Raw genomic sequence first — 26,196 nt, 5'->3', positions numbered from 1 at the left:
GTTGAAGCTAGGAGGATTAAAAGGTGATACCACTAGACCTTCTACCTTAAAGCCTTCAGCCTTCTTTCCTTATATCAGCTCCTCATTTCTGCTTTTATTGATCTTCTCGGATATCACATGACCATCTTTCAGGTTAATGATCCGGTTAGAGAAACTAGCATCATGACTGGAGTGGGTAACCATTACAATGGTGGTTCCGGTTTCGTTCAACTCACAGAGCAGTTCCATTACTTCATTACCATGCGAGCTATCAAGATTTCCGGTAGGCTCATCAGCCAGAACCAGTTTGGGTTTGGTAACCAAAGCTCTTGCTACCGCTACACGTTGCTGCTGCCCGCCCGATAACTGTTGAGGAAAATGGCCGCTACGGTTTACAATGTTCATCCTTTCGATGATTTCGTTTACTAGTTTCTTACGTTCTCCGGCAGGAATCTTATTATAAATTAAGGGCAGTTCAATGTTTTCGAAGACCGTTAATTCGTCGATCAGGTTAAAGTTCTGAAAAACAAATCCCATATTTCTTTTACGGAAATTTGAACGTTCTCTATCGTTAAGCGTTAAAAGCTCCGTATCTATAAATTTGTAGCTTCCACTTTCAGGCTTATCCAGCAAACCCATTACGTTTAACAAAGTAGATTTACCGCAACCCGAAGGTCCCATGATAGAAACAAATTCTCCTGCTGCAACATGGAGGTTAATGCCATTAAGTGCCGTAGTTTCTACTTCCTCGGTCTTATAAACTTTTTCCAGATTTTCTATTTTAATCATCTTATCAAGTGTTATTCTAGTATCAAGTATTTAGTATCAGGTATCAAGACTTGTACAAGTAATGAGTATCAAGTATTAAGACCAGAGTATATTATTGGTTATTTTGGTTCATTAGTCATTCGTTAACTGGTACCGCATGATTTCAAATTCTAAGTTCCAAACCACAAATTCCTAAATGGTTATTGATTAATTTTAGTTTATTGATCATTGGTAATTGTTTATTTGTATTTAACGCTCTCCTCAGTCCGCTCTATTTATTGATCTCCACCTGGTCGTACTGGTTAAACTGATCGTAAGATGAGGTAATTACTTCATCACCTTTCTGCAAACCATCCAGTATTTCGTAGTACAGATAATTTTTCCGCCCGATTTTAACATTTTTCTTGGTGGCTTTACCATTGTTTACCACAAAGACCCAAGAGCCACCTGTGCTCTGGAAAAACTGCCCTTGGGCCAAAAGTAACGACTTGCTGTTATCAGATAAGGTTAGTTTGGTCTGTAACGATAATCCACGGCGTAAACCTTCGGGCGTAGCTCCTTTAAAAACCATTTCTACCTGAAACTGGCCGGCTGTAACCTCAGGTATCACTTTACTCACCGTTAAGTTATAAGTTTTACCGTTAAACTCACAGTTAGCGGTTTGTCCTTCTTTTACCCGGTTAATATAATATTCGTCAACACCTGCCTGAAGTTTATAACCCTGCAACACATCAATCTTTCCAATCATTTCGTTAGAATTATATGATTTACCGATTACAGGATCGTAAGATGAAAGTTTACCAGATACTGGAGCTTTGATGGTCATATTTTCTATATTTTTGCGGATCATCTCTAAACTTTCGTTCATTTGCCCCATCGATTGATCGATTTGAGCCAGTTGCATCTTCCGACTTTGATTTTCCTGCTTAATGGCCTGACGTACAATTTTCAATTTGCCTTGATAATATTCATAATCCTGATTCGACTTGTTAAACTCCTGGAGCGTAATTACTTTTTTGGCAAAAAGCGAGCTATCTAATCGAAATTGGCGGGTTGCCGTACGCAAATTATTCTCTACATCTAATACATCCTGATTCAGGATTCTTTGGTTCTGTTCTAAATCTAATCTCGATTTACGTAATTGATTTATTTGCTCGGTAGCGGCTGTTTGTTGCGAAGTATAACCCAACATGGCGTTCGAATTTGCTATCCGCAATAATGGGGTACCTTTTACTACAGAAGCACCATTTTCAGTAAAAATTTCGGCAACCGTTCCACCTTCCGATGAACTTACAATTACAGAAGTTAAGGGAACTACACTGGCATTTAATAGTACCACATCTTCAAAATCGCCGTATTCTACTTTACTGATGGTTAATTTATCGGCATCTGCACTGTAAACTTTTTTGAGGGATAAAGTATAGCCATAAATTACAACTGCTATGAAAGCAATTGCTCCACCCATAATTAACAGGGTTTTAGTGCTAAATCTTTTTTTCTCTATTTTCTTATCCATGTGTTCGGTTGTACTGTTTGGTTTCACTAATAACCAAGCCTGCGCCAAAAGCAAGAAATAAATTTAAAACACTAATAATCAACAAATTAACAGTTAATTTATTTTTTACATGTTCATTATCGGACAGTTGGTGTGCGGGAGCGGACAGTTTTGGTATTTTTGCCTCACCCCTTTATCCCTCTCCTGAAGGAGAGGGACAGCAAAAAAGAATAAATATATATTAACTTTAATAGGGAAAGGTTATGCTTGACGCCACAGTTTTAATTATCGATGATGACGATGATATCCTGCTTAGTGCCCGTTTGTTTTTAAAACAACAGGTAAAGCAGGTAATTACCTGTAAATCTCCTAAGGAGATCAATGTTTTATTGAGCAAAAACGAAATTGATATCATTTTGCTGGATATGAACTATCAAAAAGGCGCCAGTGATGGCAGAGAAGGTCTTTATTGGTTAGAACATATTTTATCGATCGATAAGGATTATGTGGTCATATTAATGACAGCTTTTGGCAATGTTGAACTGGCGGTAAAGGCGATTAAAAAAGGAGCAACCGATTTTATTCTAAAACCCTGGGAAAATGAAAAGCTGTTTGCCACTATCTCATCGGCATCTAAACTCCGCGAATCGACCAAAAAGGTAAAGAAATTAGAAAAAATACATTCATCGCTCCAAAAAGACCTTATACGAGGTTTCGAAAATATTGTTGGACAGGCAGATGAGATAAAGCAATTGCAAAACACACTCTTAAAAGTAGCTCCTACTGATGCAAATGTGCTTATTCTGGGCGAAAACGGAACGGGGAAACAAGTTTTCGCTTATGAAATCCATGGTAATTCACAAAGGAAAAACCAGGTCTTTATGCATGTCGATTTAGGTTCGTTAAACGAAAATTTATTTGAAAGCGAATTATTCGGTTACGCTAAAGGTGCTTTTACCGATGCCAAAGAAGATAAACCCGGCCGCTTTGAGCTGGCCGATGGCGGAACAATATTTTTAGACGAGATAGGAAATCTAACTTTACCGCTTCAAGCTAAACTCTTAAGCGTTTTGCAAAACCGTACGGTTACCCGTTTAGGTGAAAGTAAAGAGCGCAAGGTGAATGTTCGCTTAATAACAGCCACTAATATGCCCTTAAATGAAATGGTCGCTAAAAATACATTTAGACAGGATTTACTGTTCCGCATTAACACCGTTGAACTTTTATTACCAGCTTTACGTAAACGCGGAACAGATATTTTACTTTTGGCCACTCACTTTATGCAGGTTTTTAGCTCAAAATATCATAAAGATATCCGTAAGCTTAATGCTAAAGCCCAGGAAGCGCTTTTACAGTATAAATGGCCAGGCAATGTACGCGAGTTACAACACGTTTTAGAAAGAGCCGTTATTATGAGCGATGGAGCTGATATTACCGAAGAAGATTTACAGTTAAGTCCGCAGCGTTATGCGCAGAACAACGCTATACCAGATGAAATGGCACTTGAGGATATGGAAAAAATGATGGTGCAGAAAGCAATTGATAAACACAAAGGAAATATATCAAAAGCCGCAGCAGAACTTGGTTTAACTCGAGCTGCATTGTACAGAAGAATTGAGAAATTTGGAATCTAAGCTGAAAGCTGAAAGACCAAAGCTTAACGCTTTAGTCTTTCGCCTTTAAGCTTTCAGTTTTAAAAACATGTTCTATCAACGTTTTACTTTCCGTTTAATATTTCGCCTACTGATTATTAATCTGCTAGGCTATCTCTTGTTTTACCTGATTAAAAATACCCAGCTTTGGTTTACCATAGCGGGGATTGCACTGATTTTATTGGGAGCTATTATTTCCCTCTATTACTATATCAATCAGATTCGATCAGATATTAACCGTTTCATTTTAGCTGTTAAAACAAGAGATCATACCTTAAACTTTAAAAATAAGGCAACTAAAGGAAGTTTTCCTGAGTTATATGAATCGTTTAGTGATATTTTACAGGTTCACAAGCAGATCCGATTAGAGCAGGAAGCCATGTTTCAACTGATAAAAACTATTCTGGAACAGGTTCCAGTAGGTGTAATTGTGGTGAATAATACAGGGCAGGAAAAAGAAGAGATTGCATTTTTTAACCAGGCAGCATCTAATCTTTTAGGTGTTCCTGCTTATAAATATTGGCATCGGTTAAAAGAACACCTGCCTAATTTTTCTAATGAGGTAGAGCAGATTTCTACAGGGGGGAAAAGATTTTTAGAGTTAAAAATCCAGGATAAACTGATTCAATTGTCAACAGAGGTAATCCCTTTAAATCTTTACGGAAATAATTACACCATTATCAGTTTTCAAAACATTAAGGATGAAATTGAGCAAAAAGAAACGGAAGCGTGGAACAGATTAATTGGGGTAATTTCTCATGAGATCTTAAATTCAATCACACCAATAAGCTCATTATCAGACACTATAAACAAAATGGTAACAGACAAAAAAATGCTTACCGAGGATGAAATGGAGGATTTAAAAACAGCTTTGCAAACCATACAAAGGCGATCATCGGGTTTATTGGATTTCGTAAAAGACTATCGTTTGATTGCAGAGCTGCCTACACCAAACCTCGAAGCGCATACCATTGGTGAAATACTGAAACATATTAAGGTATTGATGCAGCCATTTGCCAAAGTTAAAAATGTAGTACTGGATGTAGAGCAAACTTCTTCAAAAATTACGGTCCAACTTGATTTAAAATTAGTTGAACAAGTACTGATTAACCTGATTACCAATAGTATTTATGCTGTAGAAAACAGTGAATATCCACACATAAAGGTAAATTACCGCTTAGAAAACACGAAACTGTATATTGATGTTAGTGATAACGGAAAAGGTATCGATGCCAATGACCTTGAAAAAATATTCGTTCCATTTTACACCACCAGAAAAAATGGATCGGGAATAGGATTAACGATTAGCCGCAACATTATGAAGATGCACAGAGGCAGTATCGAAGTAATTTCTACCCGCGAAAGTGGTACAACTTTTTCATTGGTATTTAACTACGTTTAATCATTTGAATGTTTTTTTGACCTAAAAATTCAAACAAAACCAGTTTGATATGCTTTTATTGATGTGGATACATCAAATACAAGCATGAAGACAGTTATAATATCGAACAGACTACCCGTTAAAATCATCGAAGAAAACAACGAATATACATTTATTCCGAGCGAAGGCGGCCTGGCTACCGGACTGGGAGACGTTTATAAATCAGGTAATTCCATCTGGATCGGTTGGCCCGGAATCGAAGTGCCGGAAGAGCGCCAGGAAGAAGTTACCCAAAAACTTACGGCATTAAACCTCTACCCGGTTTACCTTACTCAAAACGAAATCAATTTATATTACGAAGGTTTTTCAAATGAAGTATTATGGCCAGTATTTCATTATCTGGTTACATACGCACATTACGAACAGAGTTATTGGGATTGTTACCAATCTGTTAATGATAAATTCGCAAAAAGCGCTATGCAGGTATTAGACAGAAAGGATAAAATCTGGATTCAAGATTATCAACTACTCCTTTTACCAGGTATTTTAAGAGCAAAACTCCCAAATGCCACCATCGGTTTTTTCCAGCATATCCCCTTTCCATCATACGAAATATTCAGATTGATCCCGTGGCGTGAAGAGCTATTAAATGGACTTATAGGCGCTGATTTAATCGGGTTCCATACTTTTGACGATGTTCGCCACTTTATTAGTACAGCAACACGTTTGCTTCCGGTAAACTCATCATCAAATGTACTTAACAGCAACGAAAGGCAAATTGTTGTAGAGGCTTTTCCAATGGGAATTGATTATGATAAATTTTCAGATTTAACCGCAACTGAAGCCGTTCAAAGAGAAATTAACTATTTCAGAGCAGGCAAAGAAGATATGAAAGTAATTTTATCTATCGATCGGCTCGACTACAGCAAAGGCATACTCGAAAGGTTAAAAGCCTTAGAACTACTACTCCAGCACTATCCCGAATATATTGGCAAAATTGAGCTTTTCATGATTGTTGTTCCTTCAAGAGATACCGTACCAAAATATAGCGAGTTAAGAGATCAAATTGATCAGTTTGTTGGAAATCTAAATGCAAGGTACCGCTCGATGAACTGGATTCCAGTAAACTATTTTTATCGTTCCTTCCCCATTGAAGTTTTGTCAGCGCTTTATTCTACAGCTGATATTTGTTTGGTAACCCCCATGCGCGATGGAATGAATTTGGTAAGTAAAGAATATGTAGCCAGCCGGAACAATAATGATGGTGTATTGATTTTAAGTGAAATGGCCGGAGCTTCCAAGGAATTAACTGATGCAATTATTGTTAATCCAAATAATCTGGGAGACATTATGGAAGCTATTGTAACTGCACTTAAAATGCCATTGGCTGAACAAAAACTGCGCATGAAAGCCATGCGTGCAATAGTAGAAAAATTCAATGTTAAACATTGGGTTAATAATTTTATTTTAAGATTAAACGAAGTGAAAGATTCTCAAAAATCGTTATTAACAAAACATGCAGTAAATGCTATTAATGAAGTGATCGTAACCAAATATACACAAACACAAGATAGGGTACTATTTTTAGATTATGATGGCACCCTTGTAGATTTTACCGGAAATATTGATGACGCCTCGCCAGATGCAGAATTGTACGATTTAATTGAGAACCTGACACTTGATAAAGCAAATAAAGTGGTAATTATTAGTGGGAGAAGAAATGAAACCCTCGAAAAGTGGTTCGGACACCTAAAGGTAGATTTGATTGCGGAGCACGGCGCCTGGCAAAAATCGTTCGAAGATAAATGGAACAGCCTGCCACTTTTAACCGACCAGTGGAAACAAGAAATAAAAACATTACTAGAAACTTATACAGACCGCACTCCGGGATCGTTTATTGAAGAAAAAAGTTACTCACTGGTTTGGCACTACCGAAAGGCAGAAGAAGGACTTGGCGATTTAAGAGCCAATGAAATTATCAGTCATATGAAAATCTTAGCTGCAGATAAAGGTCTTCAACTCATGCCGGGCAATAAAGTAATTGAATTCAAAAACATGGAGGTTAACAAAGGCAAAGCAGCCCTAAATTGGCTGTACGATAAGAAACCAGATTTTATTTTGGCTCTAGGCGATGACCATACCGACGAAGACATTTTCAGGGTATTACCAGATGATGCTTTTACTATAAAAGTTGGCAATAACATTTCGGAAGCAAAGTATTACCTAAATGATTTTAGAGAGGTCAGAAAACTGCTTTGGAGTTTAGTAAAAGAGGCATTTGTGGGACGGAGTTAACCCATTTAGTATTTTCTGTCTGTAAGATCACTGATTGAAAAATGATCAATTTTTAGCTGCGTCTCCCAACTCAAGTCGTCATGCTGAATTTATTTCAGCATCTTTTCTGCAGGAAGGACCCTGAAATGAATTCAGGGTGACGGTTCATAATTTAAAGAGCTAACGCAAAGGTCTGTGTCTCCACAAACCTTTTTAAATTAAGTTAGTTGGGATTTATAATCAGACCCTTCGAATTTGCAATCCACTTTCATTACAAAAATATCGGCCTATCCAGTTTAATTGCGATACGATAAGCTGCATTCATTAAACCTACATGGCTATAAGCCTGTGGAAAATTACCCCATTGGCTACCCGTTTTAGCATCAACATCCTCACTGAATAAAAGAAGGTGATTACAATATTTAATAATGTTTTCGAATTCTTTTATTGCTTCATCTATTCGGCCAACACAGGCCAAAGCTTCTACATACCAAAAAGCACAGATTAAAAACGTGGTTTTTGGTTTACCAAAATCATCAGCATGTAAATATCGGTAAAATAGCCCGTCTTCAGTTTTCAACTCCTTTTCTAAAGCTATTAAATGATCTTTTGCCCGATCTGAAGCTGGATCGAGATAATTCATCATGATCAATTGTAGCGTGCTGGCATCTAAATGCGGGCTTCCTACGGCGTTGGTGTACACTTTTCTTTCCGGATCGTAGCAGGCTTCTATATGTGCAGCGGCCTTATCGATTAAAATCTCCGCACGCTTTTCGAAATCCTCATTTCCAATAGTTTTGGCCATTTTTAAAGCAGCCTGTGCTCCTGCCCATTGAAATAGGTTACTATAACAATGCACATTGGCAATATTTCTGAATTCCCAAATGCCGGCATCCTTTTCGTCAATGGTGCGTTCAATTTTAGATAGTACACTTTCAATCCATCTTACCGAATCGCTGCGTTCAGAGAAAACAAAGCGGTGGTCAGTATAAAGTGGTAACATAGAAATTAAAACCTGACCATAAATATCATTTTGAATATGTTCGTAAGCCTGGTTTCCTATCCTAATGGGTTGTTCGCCTTTATAACCTTCTAAATGACTTAACGTATGCTCGGTAATTTCCCTTTCACCTGCAATACCATATAAGGGTTGGTAACGTATATCTTCAGCGTGAGAAATATCGGACAGGTAATTAAAATATCGCTCCATTTCTTCGAAATGTCCAATATGGTTTAATGAAGTTAATACGTAGTGAGAATCGCGCAGCCAGCAATATCGATAATCCCAGTTTCGGGTACTGCCAGGCGATTCTGGTAAACTGGTTGTACTTGCGGCTATAATTGCACCTGTATCTTCATATTGATGAATTTTGAGCACCAGGGCCGAGCGGATTACAAAAGGTTGGTAAAAACCGGCAATAGATGAATGTTTAATCCATAATCGCCAGTATGCAATCGTTTCCCGTAAAAAATTTTCGGCGGTACTTACTACGGGAGCCTCCAGATTCTGTCCATAGGTCATAATGAGGTATTTAGCCTCATTTAGTACAAATGCTTTCTCGTCAAAAATATAGGTAAGTGACACGTTGGTGCTTAAGCGGATATTTTCATCGCAGCCCTGATAATCGATATGATTACTGCCCCTGCTCGATTTCATTTTACCTTTTCCATAATCGCAAACCGGTTCACATTTAATGGTAATGCGTGGATTACCAGCTAAAGGTTCGATCTTTCTAATAAACATTAATGGTTTAAAATAGCGATCGTATAGATGAAAACGTGGTGCAAAATCTGTAATCCGGTATTTTCCATCTTCTGCGGTAATCTCTGTTCTTAATACATTGGTATTTTCGATGTAATATTGAGTAGAAGTGAATTTACCTTGCGGTAAGATTGAAAATTCGCCCCCCTTTTTCTCATCCAATAAACTGCCAAATACAAATGGGCTATCAAAACGGGGCCAGCAAAGCCAAGATATATCAGTGTTTTTGTTTACGTGTGCAATGAAAGCGCAATTCCCTATAATTCCTGTTTGATAAAGATGCTGTTCGGCCATAGACTATAATTTTGTTTATTTACTAACAAGCCTATGGGTAAAATGTTGGGTAGAAAAATAAAAAGACCTTGCAGATTTTAAAAACCTGCAGGCTTGGAAAGGAAATTCTTGTTACTTTTTTTGGAAATGTAAGGCTTCGTGCTGATGGCAGCCTGTAGTCCTGCTATCACTTCTTTCCTCGTTGCCTCACTGTGCTCTTTACGCTTTATCAGGTTTATTGACTACGATTTTTCTATCCAAAACAGTAAAGATTAAGTATATTTTGCGTTAGATTATAAGGGTTCAGTGCCGGTTCTTCACCGGCACCGAAGCGTAGCGCAGCCCTGAAAAGCCCGCCCCTAGCGTAGCTTGGGGAACGCCCAAATCAATTTGCAGTTTGCAGTTTTCAGTTAGTATTTTGTTAAAACGGCTTATTTTTTTTAAAACCTGGAGGCCCGATAAAAGATTCTTCACTGCGCTCAGAATGACAATCAAGCAATAAAAAATGCCAGCCCCGAAAAATCGCGACTGGCCTAGTTAATGAATAATGATTATCTTAAATTACTGTTCCACTTGGTACAACAGCACCTTTTTTAATTACAACTATGCCATCTTTAACAGCATAAAGTTCAAAGTCGCCATCTTCTAAATGATCGCCACCATTAATTTTAACATCGTTACCGATACGGCAATTTTTATCGATGATGGCATTATTGATAAAACAACGGTCTCCAATCCCGATTAATGAATTTCCTTTACCTGTTTCATCCTGTATCTCTTCGAGCGTTTGGTACCTGTCGCTGCCCATAATATAGGCATTGGTAATTACGGTATCTTTTCCAATTCTCGATCTGATCCCCAAAACGGCATGTTCTACCCTACTGGCCTGAATAATGCAGCCTTCAGCAATAATGGTTTTATCCAAAGTAGTACCCGAAATTTTCGATGGCGGTAACATCCTTGCTCTTGTAAAAATAGCATGGTTACTATCGAACATATTAAATTTAGGTATTTCATCCGTTAGGCCTAAATTGGCTTCAAAGAAAGATGAAATATTACCAATATCAGTCCAATAACCTTCATATTGATAACTTAAAACCCTGCTCTGCGTAATAGCTCTTGGTAAAATCTCTTTACCGAAATCCTTTTCGTCCTCATTCTCATTTAAAATATTGATCAGATATTCTCGGTTAAAAACATAGATACCCATCGATGCCAAAAAGTTACGCCCTTCAGCTTGCATTTCTTCACCCGTATCCGATATCCAATCTTCTAAACCTGTTTTAGGTTTTTCGATAAAAGAGGTAATCATGTTTTCATCATCGGCTTTTAAAATACCAAAATCTGTCGCATCTTTCGCCGTTACCGGAATAGTGGCAATGGTAATTTCAGCATTAGCTTCGATATGTTTTTCGATCATATTTTTAAAGTCCATCTGGTACAATTGATCTCCAGACAAGATTAAGATATAATCGAATTCGTGCGAAACAATGTGGTGCATACACTGACGCACGGCATCTGCCGTACCCTGAAACCAACCTGAGTTTTGTACAGTTTGTTCGGCCGCCAAAATATCAACAAAGGCCGTACTAAAATGGCTAAAGTGATAAGTATTTTTAATGTGTTTGTTTAGCGATGCTGAATTAAACTGGGTTAACACAAACATTCGATGAATACCAGAATTTAGGCAATTTGAAATCGGGATATCTACCAATCGGTATTTACCCGCAATCGGAACTGCTGGTTTAGAACGTGTTTGTGTTAGTGGCGATAATCTAGAGCCCTGGCCACCGCCAAGGATAACGCCTAAAACTTTGTCGGTCATGTTTAAGCTTATTTTAATATTTGGTATAATTCTATATAATTTAATGCAGCATTATCCCACGAATGGTCTATCTTCATCATCGTTTTTCTAACTGCTTTAAAAGCTTTTTTGTCATTATATAATTCAACAGCACGGTTAATGGCGTGGGTAACATCCCAAATACTTGTTTGATCGTGGCAAATCCCAAAACCATTGTCGCCAATATCAATTACTGTATCTTTCAATCCTCCAATCCGGCGCACAATCGGGACAGTTCCATACCGTAATGCATAAAGCTGATTTAAGCCACAAGGCTCAACTCTCGATGGCATGATCAGGAAATCTGCACCAGCATACATCTCGTGCGAAACCTGCTCATTGTAACCAATATAGGCATTATATCTACCCGCAAAAATGTCTTTCAGTTGATTTAACCGGCCTTCCACCCAATTATCGCCTGATCCTAAAACCAGGATATTGATGTTATCGCCATGTTGTTGTAGAGCAGTATAAAAAATATCGGGCAATAAATCGGCTCCTTTTTCATCAACCAATCTACCGATAAAAGTAAACAGTGGTTTAGACGGATCTAATTGAAAAACATCGCAGAGTGCTGTTTTGTTTGCCAGTTTCCCAGCCTCAACCGTTTTTACATTATAACCTTTGCTCAACATCGGATCTGTTTCTGGATTCCAAACCTCGCTATCAATTCCATTTAATATCCCAACAGATTTCCAACGTTCCTGCCTTAACAAACTTTCCAATCCACGGGCATTGCTCATCATCTCATCCAGGTAACTTGGCGATACCGTGGTTACTTTCCATGCACATTTAATGGCCGACGCCAAAGGGTTAATGGCATCATCCCAGCCCAATAAACCACCTTTCCATAAATCGAATGCCGGTATATAGTATAATTTATCCCATCCAAACTGACCTTGATATTGCGCATTATGAATAGTTAAGACCGTTGGAACACCACTAATTGGTTTATATTTTACGCAATTTGAAACCATAAAAGGAATTAAACCTGTATGGTGATCATGGCAATGAAGTACATCCGGGCGATGCTTCCATTGTACAATCCAATCAAGTGTAGCAATCTGGAAAGCCACAAATCTTTCCGTATCGTCATTATAACCATATACATTCGGGCGGTCGGTTAAGCCCTGAATATGGATCACGTATAAATCAAAGCCCAATTTATTGGTCTTCTCTTTTAAAATGCGGTAACTAAAATGGTTATTGCCATAGTTTGCCCAGGCATCGTAAGTAACTTCAAATTCGCTTTCGCGGATAAATTTTGTATCGTACGCAGGAACAACCACCTTGGCAATGTGGCCTAATTTATTTTGATACTTTGGCAAAGCCCCTACTACATCGGCTAAACCACCTACTTTTGCAACAGGGTAACACTCGGCACTTATATGTATAATTTCCATCAAATATTTGGTGTAGATAACCTTAGTAAGTTACTAATTGTTTTGAGTTTTGCAAATAATGAAAATTATATTTTTAGTTGATTTTTTTAACGGAAAAATCGTTTTCTCGACTGGAGCAAAGCGGAATGGAGAGTTCTAATTCTTAATTTAATTGTTTTTTTATTAGAAAGTGAATATTCAGTTTTCTGTAGCAATCTGCATTCCTGCTTTACGCTATAAGTCCTCACTACGTTCCGGGCTTACCGCTGCAATCAGGCTTAGAAACAAAGTTGGTTCCTATCAAAAACAAAAAAACCGCTTAAATCCATAAGCGGTTTTTAACAACAAAACAAATATATTTTTGGTTTAAAAAATATCTTAATATTCTTCGGCGATAATCTCGTAGAAATCGCGGATTGGCTGAAATTGTGGGTGTAACGATACTACATCTCCAAAAACCAACAAAGCCGGTGCATTTATTCTTTTATCTTCAACAATCTCTGCGATGGTATCAACAATGCCAACTGCAATTTTTTCCTCTGGAGTAGAACCATTTTGAATTACAGCTACCGGTAAAAGGTTTTTATTTTCTGCCTGAAATATGGCCGCAATTTCTTTTACTTTTTCAATTCCGTTTAAAACAACAATAGTTGCTTTAGTTTTTGCGGCAATGTATAAATCTTCCGAAATTTCACCTTTTGAGTTTGTTCCGGTTACTGCCCAAAAACTTTCGCTCAAATCTTTATAAATCATCGGGATCTTTTGTAAACTTGGTGCACCAGTTGCGCTCGAAATACCCGGAATAATTTCAGTAGGGATACTATATGATTCTGCAGCATCTATTTCTTCGTATCCTTTTGCAAAGAAAAACGGATCGCCACTTTTTAAACGTACCACGTGCCCGTAGTTTAATGCATAATCAACAATCAGTTTGTTCACTGAATCTTGAGAAAACGATTCATCATCGCTACGCTTACCCACATAAACTTTTGGAATACCATCGGGCGCATGACATAATAAAGCTTCGTTCACATTTGCATCATACAAAACAACATCAGCTGTTTTTAATGCTTTAACACCTTTTAAACTAAATAAATCCGGATCGCCTGGACCCGCACCTATTAAAGTAATTCTTGGTTCAATGTTCGCTTTTTCTACTTTATTCAAAATCATAACAGATAATTTAAGCTCGTTATACGTTTGTTAATAGCACAAATATATAAAGTCTATGGGAATTGTAGTAATTTATTTTAAAATATTTTTATTTATTATCATTCTGATGCAGTGAAAAATCTGTAGACGATGAAAATCAGCTCTTTAAAGAGCTTTCGCTGCGTTAATTAGGTCTTTACTTACAATCTACTTCTGCAAAAGTAAATTTACCAGCTTCGTAATTAATGGGCTTTCCCTTAACAAAATACGATCTACCCAAGGTGGTTTCAATCTGTGCAACGCCCATAAAGAGTTTTCCATCTTTCTTTAAAAAAGCCAGTGGATTGGTGAAAGCTTTAGTAGTATCTTTACCCGTGTTAAACCGATAATCAACCAGTAAAGTATCGCCATTGAACTTACCATTTATTTTGCCGTTATTTTCGGGCTTATCAGCATATTTAACCAATAATGAACCGGTTACCTTACCAGAAGCCAAAGTTTTAACAATCATGGCGGCACTATCTTTTTCAAAGACCGCAGCATAACAAGTTTGATTGATTACGGAGTCCTTTTTTCCTGCATCAGCCTTTTTATCCGATTGATTACAGGCAAAAACAAAGGGAACAGCTGCAAAAACGAGGTATATAAGATTTCTTTTCATGGTATTGTGATTTATTGTTTTCTAATTCAATATACAAATACGATGATTATTTTCTATCATTTCCATAATGAAAATTTACATCAATATACTATTTTCGGGTGTTAGTGCAGGAGGCAGATCAGATTCATCAAGCATATCCCTCATATCGATTTCTATTGTCCGCGAGATATTGGTAATTGGTACATCATTGGCACTACCTTCAAAAGGATTTGTAGAACTTTCGCCAACAATATCCAAAGAGTTAAAAACCCAGGTAAGTAAAATGGCAAATGGAACGTTTAACCAAATAGAATAACCTTCAATCAAAGTACCATTTCCCAATTTGTTAAATTCGTTTAATAAACCATAGGGCACTAAAAACACAAATAAATTTAACATAATAGTAGCTATTGACGAAAAATGGCGTGGGTATGGAAAGTTTTTAATTCTTTCGGCTTTACCCTGGCTATCGTAAAAACTAGTAATAGAGCTTTGCAATGATTGTAATTGCAAGTCGGATATATAACCTTCTACAAACAGTTTATTGATATGACTTGATTGTAAAGCCATTAGTTGAGTAGCTTTATTTTTTTTTGTTAGCACGTATTTCAGCTCATCTGCTGAAAGATATTTTGATAAGATATTTTCTAAGTTATCTGTTTTTTCAGAAACATGATACAGCCTGGCATATTCGATATTACGGGGATCATTCGAGTTTTCCCAGGCCCTTGGCTCTCTCAACTGAAACCGAAGTGCAGTTAACCAGGCAAAATGACGGTAAAAAATAATCTGGACCGCTGTCCTTTTATCCTGTGATGCCAGATAGTCGCGCACCATTACCCCAAAAGCGCGGCTCGCATTTATAATTCCGCCGTAAATCTGTCTTGCTTCCCAAAGACGCGAATAGCTAGCATTGTTTTTAAAACTAATGATAAAAGAAACAGCCGTACCTAAAAGGGCTACTGGAACCCAGGAAATGGAGAGGAACGTGAATTTACAAAAATGATAAAGTACAGTAGGGATAATGGCGAGAATAGTTAAGCGGTAAATATCTCGTCGGGTCCATACAATAAATTCGAAAAAGGTATATTTCTTTCCAGCGTGCATAGTTTATGGTTTATTCGGAAAATTATCTGGGGATTTAAACTAAGATATAAAAAATTTAAAGCGCCAATACTTAAAATGTTCAAAAAATCGTCAAACGAAAAACGGGGCTGTCCTATCTGGCGCCCCGCTGAAATTGCTTTCACTTTAGATTAAAAAACCTAAAGTTCTCATTATTATATTTGGTTGTGGTTCTCTACTGTAAGATTTTCAGGATTGTAGGATTTCAGGATCAATAAGCTGAAATAAAGATCTCATCGTTTCACAATTTTCATTATCCATTTTTCCACCATTAAGGAATTAAGAAGATTAAGATTTTATTTATATTCCTTGAAGCTTTCGCTGTTGGTCATTGATCTATTTCCATCATCCAACTTATTCTATTCTACTGCTGCCCTGAACATTAAAGCACCAACAGTTAAATTTGTACGCGTATCGACCAAAATGGCTGAACCATTTGCCCGGTTATCATCATATAAATCAAAAGCTAAGGTATCAGCTGTTTTCACAATCACACGGCCAATATCATTCAGTTTAAATTCTTCTGCGGCATGTTTCTCTAGTGTATTGATATCCACTTTGTGCAGAATTTCGCTGATTTTACATTTCGTAATTTTGCTATTGTGCTGAATGTTGTACATGATCGAGGTATCTAAAGCACGGGTATCCATCCAGCAAAGATCAGCCTCAATCAATTTTGTTTCCTGTGGTAAAGCCGATGCATTTACAATAGTATCGCCCCTGCTGATATCTACATCGTCTTTTAAGTGAATAATAACCGACTGACCAGCATGCGCTGCATCAGGCGTTTGATCAAAAAATTCGATCTTCTCGACAGTAGAACTTGCACCACTAGGCAAAACCGTAACTTTATCATTTAAGTTAAAGGTTCCACTTAATACCCTACCGGCATAACCGCGGTAATCATGCAATTCTTCTGTTTGTGGGCGCACAACCCATTGCACAGGCATACGGGCCAATTGCGATTTGTCCAGGTTGTCGGTATCAACCTTCTCTAGGAAATGTAATAAGCTCTCTCCTTCGTACCAATCCATATTGCCCGAGTTTTGTACAATATTATCGCCTTTTAAGGCACTAACCGGAATATAGGTTACATCGGCGAGCTTTAGTTGCTGGGCCAAAACTTTATATTTTTCTATAATTGCGCTGTAAACGGTTTCGCTATAGTCAACCATATCCATTTTGTTGATACAAACAACCACGTGTTTAATGCCCAGTAAGGAAACAATATACGAGTGGCGGATGGTCTGTTCTACCACACCGTTACGCGCATCGATTAAGATAATGGCGAGGTTAGCTGTAGAAGCGCCTGTAACCATGTTTCTGGTATACTGAATGTGCCCAGGTGTATCGGCAATAATAAATTTGCGTTTTTCGGTCTGAAAGTACTTATAAGCTACGTCAATAGTAATACCTTGCTCGCGCTCTGCTCTTAAACCATCAGTTAAAATGGCTAAATCTATTGTTCCGTCATCATTTTTGCGGTTAGAGCTCTGTAAAGCTTCTAATTGATCGGCTAAAATAGAATCTGTATCGTATAACAAACGGCCAATTAGGGTACTTTTACCATCATCTACACTGCCTGCTGTGAAAAATTTTAATATGTTCATTTTATTGTAGTATTAAGACATAAGTATTAAGTTATTAGCATCAAGTATCAAGACGGTTATTAATCTTGCTACTCGATACTTTTAATCTTGATACTCCTTTAAAAATATCCTCCCTTTTTTCTGTCTTCCATTGCGGCTTCAGAAACTTTATCATCCATACGGGCACCACGCTCTGAAATTTTTGAAGCACTGATTTCAGCAATAATATCATCGATCAAAGTGGCATCCGATTCTACAGCAGCAGTACAAGACATATCGCCTACTGTACGGAAACGTACTTGCTTGCGGAATACAATATCTTCATCATCCATATTTAAAAACGGCGAAGCAGCCATTAGCTGTCCGTTTCTAGTAATTACATCACGTTCGTGCGAGAAATAAATACTCGGTAATTCGATTTTCTCTCTACGGATATAATTCCAAACATCTAATTCTGTCCAGTTACTGATCGGGAATACACGGATATTTTCTCCTTTGTGGATTTTACCATTGTAAATGTTCCAAAGTTCAGGACGTTGGCGTTTTGGATCCCATTGGCCAAATTCATCACGAACAGAGAAAATACGTTCTTTTGCTCTTGCTTTTTCTTCATCTCTACGCGCGCCACCAATGCAGGCATCAAACTGATATTTTGCAATGGTATCGAGTAAGGTTACGGTCTGTAAAGCATTTCTACTTGCATTTTTACCTGTTTGCTCTACAACTTTACCTTGGTCTATTGATTCTTGTACAGATCCTATGATTAGTTTTTCGCCAATCCGCTCTATCATCTGATCGCGATAAGTAATGGTTTCTTCAAAATTATGGCCTGTATCAATATGAACTAAAGGAAACGGAAATTTTCCTGGACGGAAAGCTTTTTCTGCCAAACGAACTAAAGTAATTGAATCCTTTCCACCCGAAAATAATAGGGCTGGTTTTTCAAACTGACCTGCTACTTCACGTAAAATGTGAATGGCCTCAGCCTCTAGTTCATCTAAATAATCAAAATTATATGTACTCATTATAAAATGTTGAAATGTTTGATTGTTGAAATGTTGGAAAATTGCCTGCCAGCGCTGTTCCTTTTTCAACTGCTTATATTTGCTGTTGTTGTGTTGTTGTTAAATTCTTACTATCGTCATTGCGAGGAGGCTTTTTCTGCCGACGCGGCAATCTATCTCGCTTTTCGTAATGACATTTGTTTTTATTCTATTTCTCAAAAAGATTGCTTCGGCCCGCTCCTACCTAGCCTCGCAATGACGACTGGTGAGCCATTAGGATGCTGCATGCAAACCACATTCTTTTTTACTCTGGTCTTCCCACCACCATCTTCCTGCCCTAAAATCTTCGCCCGGCTGTACTGCTCTTGTACATGGGGCACAACCGATACTTGGGAAACCTTTATCGTGCAGGGTATTGTAAACAATGTTGTTTTCTTTGATGTATGCTTTCACATCATCTAAAGTCCAATCAAAAATAGGATGAAATTTAATCAATTGGTTTCCTTCATCCCACTCTAAATCATGCATATCTTCACGGTTTGCGCTTTGATCGGCCCTAATTCCTGTCACCCAGATTTCGTTTCCTTTTAAGGCTCTTTTTAAAGGTTCTATTTTACGGATGTAACAGCATTCTTTTCTATTTTCTACCGATTCGTAAAAGCTGCTCGGGCCTTTTGTATTTACCATATCCTGCAGCAGCTCATTCTGCGGATAATAGGCATGAATGGGTTTGTTATAAATTTCCAGTGTACGGTTCCAAACGTAATAGGTTTCTGGGAACAAACGTCCGGTTTCTAAAGTAAAAACCGTGATCGGAATATTATTGGAAAAAATTAAATGGGTAATTGCCTGGTCTTCCCACCCAAAACTGGTCGAAAATACAATACGGCCGGCATATTTATCTGCCAAAAACTTCAGTTTATCAATTATATTTAAACCTGCCAATTCTGCTTTAATCTCCTCTAGGTTCTCCATCACTAAATTAATTTTAAAATAAACATAATTACACTGCGTAAGCTTACAATCATCACAATAATGCCCACGGCAACCATAATGGTTTTTGCCGAAATTTTGTTCGATACCTTTGCAGCAATCGGCGATGCGATTGCACTACCGATAATTAAGCCTACAACGGCCTCCCAGTGTTTGCCCCCTAACATGGTAAAAAAGGTAAGCGAACTTAAAGTAGCAATAAAAAAACGGCTGATTTTTACGGTACCCAGTGAGAACAAAGGGTGGCGGCCACCTGCAATTAAACTCGATAAAACGATCGATCCCCATCCACCACCAAAAGCGGCATCGATAAAACCACCCAAAAAGCCTAACAAGCCTATTTTTTTGATTTTATGATCGGCTTTTTTTCTTTTAATGTTAAAAGCTTTCATTAAAATAACAGCACCTAAAAACAACGTATAAACGGCAACAACCGGTTTAACATAACTACTATAGTGCTCTAATGATGATAAAATGTAGGCACCCAATACTGCACCAACAATTGCAGGAAGGATTAATATTTTAAAAAGTTTCCAGTTTACATTGCCCATGCGGTAATGCATCCAGCCGGCAATACCGTTGCTCATTACTTCTGAAATGTGTATGGCCATACTTGCCGATGCGGGTGGTAAACCCATTGCAAGTGAAAAAGAAGCTGTTGTAACACCGTAAGACATTCCAATTGCGCCATCAATTAAGGCGAATAAAAACCCTGCCCCTAAAAACCAATAGAACAACGGATCGATGTTGATCAAAAACGTCTGAAATTCAGGTTCGGTGTTCCAAAGCGAAAGTCCGATTGCTCCGATCAATAAAACCGACGCCACCCAGATCAACCACTTAATATTCCTCTCGGCGAAGCTTTTTTTAGGATTAATTAAACTTTGGGTAACCTTATTCAGTTTTTTAACCTTTGCCGAAAAATCGCCATTTAAAGTTTGACGCAAAGCACTCATATTCTGTAACGTTTCATCAAGCTCGGCGGGCAGACCTTCATTTAAAATCTGTTTTAAACGTTTGGCTATAGTAGGCGATTTTCCATTTGTAGAAATGGCTATCTTTAAATCGCCTTTTTGAACGATTGACCCCAAATAGAAATCACACAGTTCTGGTTTATCTGCCACATTAATCAATAGGCCACGCTCATGCGTAACCTTTCTGATCTCTTCATTTAAAATATTGTTATTGGTAGCGGTAAAAACGATATCAATATCGTTCAGATCATCAACATCGAAACTTTTCTGCTTAATTTTTATCTGTGGATAATTTGCAATAAGCGCATAGACTTCTGGCGATACGAGCTCTGCAACGATTGTAATGGTAGCCTGTTGGCTATTATTTACAATCGCAGTTAACTTTTCAAGTCCAATATTTCCTGCCCCAATTAATAATGTACGCAGCTTATTCAGCTTTACAAAAACCGGAAAAAGCTGGTTACCTTTTTCTTCTTCAGAAAAAGACGTTTCATTATTAGGTTGGTTAGGCAATACTTGCATATTGTTTAATTAATTTCTTAAATGATGGATGTAATGATACAACTTCTCCAAAAATTAATAAAGCAGGTGCTTTAATATTTTCTTGTTGCACTAAACCTTCTATTGTTTCAACCACACCTACTACTAATCTTTCATCTTCTGCCGATCCGTTCTGAACCACGGCAGTTGGTAAATGATGTTTTCCCGCGGCTTTAAAAATCTCTACAATTTTGGGTAACTTTTTAAGTCCCATAAGTACCACAACAGTTGCATTAGAATGTGCTGCCTGGTAAATATCTGCTGAAACTTCGCCAGAAGTGGTTGTTCCGGTAATTACCCAAAAACTTTCGCTCATACCACGGTGTGTTACAGGAATCTGTTGCAAGCCTGGTACACCTATAGAACTCGAAATACCCGGAATTACGCTTACGGGAATGCTATATGATGCGGCATAATCCAGCTCCTCGTAACCTCTGCCAAAAACAAACGGATCTCCACCTTTTAAACGCACTACATGACCGTAGTTTAAGGCATAATCGATCATTAGCTTATTGATGGTATCTTGAGGGTAAGAATGCTCGCCTGAACGTTTTCCTACATAAACTTTAATGGCCTCTGCCGGAGCATGCTCCAATAAAGCTTCATTGGTTAAAGCATCATATAAAACCACATCAGCGGTTTGCAATGCTTTTACGCCCTTTAGTGTTAATAAATCAGGATCTCCAGGGCCAGCACCTAATAGGGTAATTTTTGATTCTTTATGTTGATTAACCATCTTTCTTTTTAATTATTGAATTTTGAAGTCTAAATGGAGACTATTTGGCGCATGGCGTTTAGCATCTGCTGTCTCCAATCTATTATCTCAAATCTCATTTCGCTAATACGCCCCTTTTTTCCTTAATCTGATTTAAAAATTGTTTTGCTTCTTCAAAATACTTCTGCGCAAATGCTGCTGTTGGTTCGTTTTTGTTAATCTGTAAAACCAGGTCAGAAAAATTGGTCGATAAATTAAATTCTCCAGTTTCAACGTAATGGTTATCAAATTCGCGGATCACACCAATTTGTGTACTACTATTTACGCCTTTATCTAACAATAACGATTTTGCAGCGCTTACAAAAGTGCTGTAAGTATGATAAACGGCATCTGCATAAGCAGCTTTCTCCAGGTTTTGTTTCGCCCAATCGAATTTTTCATCAGCCTCTAGCAACAAGGTGGCTACCAGATCAATTACTACACCGGCACACTCGCCCACACCAATTGCGGTAACAAACTCTTCTACATGTCCCCAATCTACAAATTCTTCTGTTTTAAGATTGGTTAAATCGGCCAATGGTTTTAACAACTGATAAAAATAATCTTTACCTTTTCTATCATAATACTGGTGAAAGTTCTCATCCTCCAGGTTATTGGCTTTAAAATCATTTAAAATAAAATGTAAAACACTCGTTGCTCTTTTAGAAGGCACTTTAATTACACGTTCTGCAACTCTACCTACACCATTACCTACGGTACCACCGCCCAACATTACCTGAACTGCCGGAACTACTTTTCCTTCAGCCTTTACAGAACTTCCGTGGAAACCAATTTCAGCTAAACCATGCTGACCGCAAGAGTTCATACATCCACTGATTTTGATTTTGATGTTTTTCTCGTAGATAAACTCAGGGAAATCAGTATAAATTACCTCTTCCAAAACTTCCGCCAAGGTCATTGAGTTGGAAATACCCAAATTGCAGGTATCGGTACCAGGACACGTGGTAATATCAGCCAAACTATCAAATCCGGCGGTGGTAAAACCAATTTTATTTAGCGCTGCATACAATGAAGGCAATGCTTCCTTACGCACAAACTTTAGCAGCAATCCCTGGTTCTGCGTAATCCTGATTTCATCAGCTACATATAACCTGATGGCATCAACAAATGCCCTTGCTTTATCTGTTTTAATATCGCCCACCTGAACTTTTACGTAAACGCCATAAAATCCGGCCTGTTTTTGCTCAATTACATTGGTGGCTAACCAATGTTTGTAATGAGCTTCGTTTAATATTTCTACCGCAGGATATTCTTGTTCTAAAGGTAAGAGTGGCTGTGGTACAGTATTAAGATCTATTTTAAAGGTTTTTACTTTGTTGGCAATACGCTCTTCGGCAACCAAACGTAAAACTTCTTCTAAACCCAGTTTTTGAACCAGGTATTTTAACCGTGCTTTGTTACGGTTGGTACGTTCGCCATAACGGTCGAATACGCGAAGAACAGATTCGGTAAAAGGAATTAACTGGTCTTCGGGCAAAAATTCGTGAACGGCGTTTGCAAGGAAAGGCTGTGCACCTAAACCACCAGCAAACAAAACTTTAAATCCGCGCTCGCCTTTTTCGTTAATTTTAGGAATAAAACCTAAATCGTGAATGTAGCTAAACGCAGTATCTCGATCACTCGAAGAAAAGGAGATTTTAATCTTCCTACCCATTTCCTGGCAGATCGGGTTACGCAAAAAGTAAGCAAATACCGCTTGAGCATAAGGCGAAACATCAAAAGGTTCTTCCGCATCGATTCCAGAATTTGGAGAAGCGGTTACATTACGTACCGTATTTCCACAAGCCTCACGAAGCGTAATATCATCCTGCTCTAATTTAGCCCAAAGTTCTGGTGTGCGGTCTAAACTCACATAGTGAATTTGAATATCCTGGCGGGTAGTTAAGTGTAAATTTCCACTTCCGTACTCATCAGCAATATCGGCAATACGCAATAACTGTTTAAAAGTTATCTTACCAAATGGCAGTTTAATACGTACCATTTGTACACCAGGCTGTCTTTGACCGTAAACACCGCGTGCTAAACGGAGGCTTCTAAACTTTTCGTCGTGGATGGTCCCATCTCTAAAAGCTTTAATCTTATTCTCTAAATCGATAATGTCCTGCTCGACAATCGGATTTTCGAGTTCTGTTCTGAAACTTTGCATATGTGTTGTTAGCTTTATTCTAAAAATGCTTCCCTATTACCGAGAAGCATTCCATATTTTATACTTAAAATTATCTGTAGGCCTCTATTATTGCGTTTTACAACAGCACATCATTTGCATAGCGATTAACTTGTTAGGTATAAAATTGAAATTCATACGCCAAATATATAAAGTATATAGGAATAGTCGTAATTTATTATAAAAAATTTTACATAAAAGAAACGTCATTTCGACTGAAGTACAGTCAAGATGTTAAATCGGGAGAGAAATCTATGAATTAAATTCTTTAATTATTTAATTATTTAGCTAAAAACCGGCAATTGAAAATTGTAAATTGAAACAGAAAGCTGCTATCTGCAAAAAAAATCCCAAACTCAATAAACGAATTTGGGATTAATATTTTAAAACATGAGCGGCTTAAGACCTATCATAATAGATGCTAAAATAAATTCAGCATGACGCATTAGATGTAGAAAATAAATATTATAAATTAACGATACCGATTTTCAGGTTATCTTCACGGCCGATTACATCTGCAATGCTGGTTTCGGTTAAAACCTTTAGCGTAGCATCCCTTACATCGATAAAAGCGCTTCTGATTCCGCATGTTTTCTCATCTATGCACTCATCACATTTGTGATAGAAATTTAAACTTGCACAGGGAACCATTGCAATAGGCCCATCAGTTACCCGCATTACATGTACCAATAAAATCTCTTCAGGCTTTTTGTTTAAGCTATACCCACCACCTGCACCTTTTTTACTGTATAAAAAGCCAGCGTTACGCAGATCGAGCAGAATTTGCTCCAAGAATTTTTTCGGGATATGCTCCTCCTCTGCAATTTTAGAAATTTGCATTGGTGGTTTATCTAAATTTTTACCAAGCGCAACAAGCGCTTTTATGGCATACTTTGTTTTTTTGGACAGCATATTCTCACAAAGCTAATAAAAGAAAGTAAATTATAAAATACGCAACAGGAAGTTGATTGAACAACAAATTGCATAAACGGCCATCATCCTGCCCCGAAACTTCGGGATCAGGGTCTTTCCTACCGTAAAAGACGCTAAAACGAGTTCAGCAGGAGGTGGTGCTGTATTGTGGCATTAATCAAACCAGCGTAAAAATAACCACAACACAAAACAGAACAACATTTATCAACGTTAAAAATCTATTTTTACCCATATTCTGAATTACAGATTTCAATAATGAAAAGAAAACTCAATCTATTGCCGCTCATCACAGTTGCAATCATATTTTTGGCCCTTAATGCTTATGTTTTATCTGGTCTGGGCGCCATCAATCAATCTACCTGGCTCAGTCCTATTTTCTGGGTTTTTATTGTGGGGCTAACTTTTGCTTTACTCTATGCCATACAGCAGATGCGAATCCAGGGAATGAACAGGTTTTTCCAGATTATCAGTCATGCTTTTTTAATTGTTTTTAGTGCAGAGCTTGTATTCGCTTTTTTCCTCCTTCTCGGCGATATTTACCGCTTGCTAATTGGCTTGTCGACTAATTTTCAGCCCGAAGGTTTTCACATTTTAGGCCGTAACAATCACTGGGTATATTTTGCATTTGTGATGTTCTGTTTAACTATCGCCTTGTTTGCTTATGGCATTACGCAAGGGAAATATGCTTACCGCGTAATTAAACACACTTTATATTTTGATGATCTGCCTGCCAGTTTTGATGGTTTTACCCTAACGCAGATATCGGATGTACATGCCGGAAGTTTTACCAACCCTAAAGCAGTACAAAAAGGAATTGACCTGATTAATGCGCAAAAAAGTGATCTGTTTGTTTTTACAGGCGATCTGGTAAATAATGCAGCCTCCGAAATTGTGCCCTACATCGGCCATTTTTCACAGATTAAAGCTCCGTTTGGACAATTTTCGGTTTTGGGTAACCACGATTATGGCGATTATATCAAATGGCCTACAGAAGCAGATAAAATACAGAACCTAGATCGGTTAAAAACTTATCATCAAGAACTTGGCTTTAAGCTTTTATTGGATGAACATGTTGAGTTGCACAAAAATGGCGAGAAAATTATACTGGCCGGAATAGAAAACTGGGGAATTGGTTTTGGAGAACGTGGAGACTTAAGTAAAGCTTTGCAAAATACAAATGTCGACGATTTTAAAATACTGTTATCGCACGATCCTTCTCATTGGGATGCACAGGTAAAAAATTATCCTTCAAAAATTCAACTATCGCTGGCGGGGCATACACACGGCATGCAATTCGGTATCGAAGCCTTTGGCATTAAATGGAGTCCGGTGAAATACCGTTACAAACATTGGGCAGGCATTAAAACTGAAAATGGAAGATATCTGAATGTAAATAGAGGCTTCGGCTTCCTTGGCTTTTCAGGGCGGATTGGTATCTGGCCGGAAATTACGGTTATAGCATTGAAGAGAAAGTAAATAACAAATGCCCATATTGGGG

The 26,196-nt window shown here is 37.8% G+C and carries 19 protein-coding genes; 4 read left to right on the top strand and 15 right to left on the bottom strand.

What is annotated here, in order from left to right:
• Positions 1-69 precede the first annotated feature (69 nt).
• Together HDC90_RS13485 and HDC90_RS13480 are read right to left on the bottom strand one after the other, a co-directional pair.
• The gene (locus tag HDC90_RS13485; RefSeq protein ID WP_055903687.1) at positions 70-768 is read right to left on the bottom strand and encodes an ABC transporter ATP-binding protein; all 699 of its coding nucleotides are present in this window, start codon (positions 766-768) and stop codon (positions 70-72) included.
• A 250-nt stretch (positions 769-1,018) separates the two neighbouring features.
• A complete protein-coding gene (locus HDC90_RS13480) occupies positions 1,019-2,263 on the bottom strand; it encodes an efflux RND transporter periplasmic adaptor subunit (RefSeq protein WP_184467174.1) in 1,245 nt (414 codons plus the stop codon).
• 242 nt (positions 2,264-2,505) lie between these two features.
• Between HDC90_RS13480 and HDC90_RS13475 the strand changes: the two genes are divergently transcribed.
• The 3 genes from HDC90_RS13475 to HDC90_RS13465 all read left to right on the top strand — a co-directional run bounded on the left by HDC90_RS13475 (position 2,506) and on the right by HDC90_RS13465 (position 7,570).
• Entirely contained in the window at positions 2,506-3,876 is a 1,371-nt protein-coding gene (locus tag HDC90_RS13475; protein ID WP_184467172.1) for a sigma-54 dependent transcriptional regulator, read from the top strand.
• Between the two features lie 67 nt (positions 3,877-3,943).
• Positions 3,944-5,296 (top strand): PAS domain-containing sensor histidine kinase, encoded by a 1,353-nt coding sequence (locus HDC90_RS13470; RefSeq protein WP_184467170.1) that lies wholly within the window; start codon positions 3,944-3,946, stop codon positions 5,294-5,296.
• A gap of 84 nt (positions 5,297-5,380) precedes the next feature.
• Positions 5,381-7,570: a bifunctional alpha,alpha-trehalose-phosphate synthase (UDP-forming)/trehalose-phosphatase gene (locus HDC90_RS13465; RefSeq protein ID WP_184467169.1), complete on the top strand. Its 2,190-nt coding sequence runs from the start codon at positions 5,381-5,383 to the stop codon at positions 7,568-7,570.
• Positions 7,571-7,820: 250 nt separating this feature from the next.
• Here the strand turns inward: HDC90_RS13465 and HDC90_RS13460 are convergent, their stop codons facing one another.
• The 13 genes from HDC90_RS13460 to HDC90_RS13400 all read right to left on the bottom strand — a co-directional run bounded on the left by HDC90_RS13460 (position 7,821) and on the right by HDC90_RS13400 (position 24,677).
• Positions 7,821-9,605 carry a glycoside hydrolase family 15 protein gene (locus tag HDC90_RS13460; protein ID WP_184467167.1) on the bottom strand — a complete coding sequence of 595 codons (1,785 nt, stop codon included), beginning with the start codon at positions 9,603-9,605 and terminating at the stop codon, positions 7,821-7,823.
• A gap of 535 nt (positions 9,606-10,140) precedes the next feature.
• Positions 10,141-11,409 carry a glucose-1-phosphate adenylyltransferase gene (locus HDC90_RS13455; protein WP_184467165.1) on the bottom strand — a complete coding sequence of 423 codons (1,269 nt, stop codon included), beginning with the start codon at positions 11,407-11,409 and terminating at the stop codon, positions 10,141-10,143.
• A gap of 8 nt (positions 11,410-11,417) precedes the next feature.
• On the bottom strand, positions 11,418-12,830 hold the full coding sequence (locus HDC90_RS13450; protein ID WP_184467163.1) for a glycogen synthase: 1,413 nt from the start codon (positions 12,828-12,830) through the stop codon (positions 11,418-11,420).
• A gap of 357 nt (positions 12,831-13,187) precedes the next feature.
• A complete protein-coding gene (cobA, locus tag HDC90_RS13445; RefSeq protein ID WP_184467161.1) occupies positions 13,188-13,982 on the bottom strand; it encodes a uroporphyrinogen-III C-methyltransferase in 795 nt (264 codons plus the stop codon).
• Positions 13,983-14,157: 175 nt separating this feature from the next.
• On the bottom strand, positions 14,158-14,622 hold the full coding sequence (locus HDC90_RS13440; RefSeq protein WP_184467159.1) for a hypothetical protein: 465 nt from the start codon (positions 14,620-14,622) through the stop codon (positions 14,158-14,160).
• A gap of 75 nt (positions 14,623-14,697) precedes the next feature.
• Positions 14,698-15,708, bottom strand: coding sequence for a bestrophin family protein (locus HDC90_RS13435; protein WP_184467157.1), 1,011 nt, complete (start codon positions 15,706-15,708; stop codon positions 14,698-14,700).
• Between the two features lie 377 nt (positions 15,709-16,085).
• Positions 16,086-17,336: a sulfate adenylyltransferase subunit 1 gene (locus HDC90_RS13430; RefSeq protein ID WP_184467155.1), complete on the bottom strand. Its 1,251-nt coding sequence runs from the start codon at positions 17,334-17,336 to the stop codon at positions 16,086-16,088.
• A gap of 98 nt (positions 17,337-17,434) precedes the next feature.
• Positions 17,435-18,340, bottom strand: coding sequence for a sulfate adenylyltransferase subunit CysD (gene cysD, locus HDC90_RS13425; protein WP_184467153.1), 906 nt, complete (start codon positions 18,338-18,340; stop codon positions 17,435-17,437).
• Positions 18,341-18,592: 252 nt separating this feature from the next.
• Entirely contained in the window at positions 18,593-19,294 is a 702-nt protein-coding gene (locus HDC90_RS13420; protein ID WP_184467151.1) for a phosphoadenylyl-sulfate reductase, read from the bottom strand.
• Between the two features lie 2 nt (positions 19,295-19,296).
• Complete coding sequence (locus tag HDC90_RS13415; protein WP_184467149.1) at positions 19,297-20,808, bottom strand: TSUP family transporter; 1,512 nt, start codon at positions 20,806-20,808, stop codon at positions 19,297-19,299.
• Positions 20,792-21,562: a uroporphyrinogen-III C-methyltransferase gene (gene cobA, locus HDC90_RS13410; protein ID WP_184467147.1), complete on the bottom strand. Its 771-nt coding sequence runs from the start codon at positions 21,560-21,562 to the stop codon at positions 20,792-20,794. The genes HDC90_RS13415 and cobA (HDC90_RS13410) overlap by 17 nt, the downstream gene beginning before the upstream one ends.
• A gap of 94 nt (positions 21,563-21,656) precedes the next feature.
• Positions 21,657-23,747 (bottom strand): HEPN domain-containing protein, encoded by a 2,091-nt coding sequence (locus tag HDC90_RS13405; RefSeq protein WP_184467145.1) that lies wholly within the window; start codon positions 23,745-23,747, stop codon positions 21,657-21,659.
• Between the two features lie 483 nt (positions 23,748-24,230).
• Positions 24,231-24,677: an Rrf2 family transcriptional regulator gene (locus tag HDC90_RS13400; RefSeq protein ID WP_184467143.1), complete on the bottom strand. Its 447-nt coding sequence runs from the start codon at positions 24,675-24,677 to the stop codon at positions 24,231-24,233.
• A gap of 276 nt (positions 24,678-24,953) precedes the next feature.
• On the opposite strand from HDC90_RS13400, the gene HDC90_RS13395 reads away from it, so the two are divergent.
• Positions 24,954-26,174, top strand: a complete 1,221-nt coding sequence (locus HDC90_RS13395) for a metallophosphoesterase (RefSeq protein WP_184467141.1) — start codon at positions 24,954-24,956, stop codon at positions 26,172-26,174.
• The last annotated feature ends 22 nt before the right edge of the window (positions 26,175-26,196 follow it).

Origin of the sequence: Pedobacter sp. AK013, assembly GCF_014205835.1 — a bacterium.
Taxonomy (GTDB): domain Bacteria; phylum Bacteroidota; class Bacteroidia; order Sphingobacteriales; family Sphingobacteriaceae; genus Pedobacter.
Note: the sequence above shows the minus strand (reverse complement) of the source record. Positions and strands in the feature narration are given on the sequence as shown.